The following is a 272-nucleotide window of genomic DNA, read 5'->3' as shown; positions in this document are numbered from 1 at the left end:
AGGACCACGAACCCGTTCAACGGAAGGGTACCTGCGCGCGCTCTGCTGCCGATCAGCTTGTCGAGGGCATTGTGGCGTCCAACATCCTCTCGCGCCACCAGAATGGTCCCATCGGAGGCGGCGAGGGCGGCCGCGTGGACGCTGCGGTTCACCTGGTTCAGGGGCTGATGTTGGGCCAACTGCCGGAACGCCGCCGCGATCGCTTCAGTCGCAATCGGTGGCCAAGCCGGAACAGGGGAGGCCGCGCGCACAGCGTCGCCGAGCGCGGTGAC

The 272-nt window shown here is 68.0% G+C and carries 1 protein-coding gene; it reads right to left on the bottom strand.

The annotated features are described in order from the left end of the window. Positions 1-272, bottom strand: a 272-nt coding sequence (locus SB717_RS35865; RefSeq protein ID WP_410907738.1) for a formate dehydrogenase accessory sulfurtransferase FdhD, incomplete at both ends; no start/stop codon positions are given.

Source organism: Priestia sp. SIMBA_032, from assembly GCF_046535215.1.
GTDB lineage: Bacteria > Bacillota > Bacilli > Bacillales > Bacillaceae_H > Priestia > Priestia aryabhattai.
Note: the sequence above shows the minus strand (reverse complement) of the source record. Positions and strands in the feature narration are given on the sequence as shown.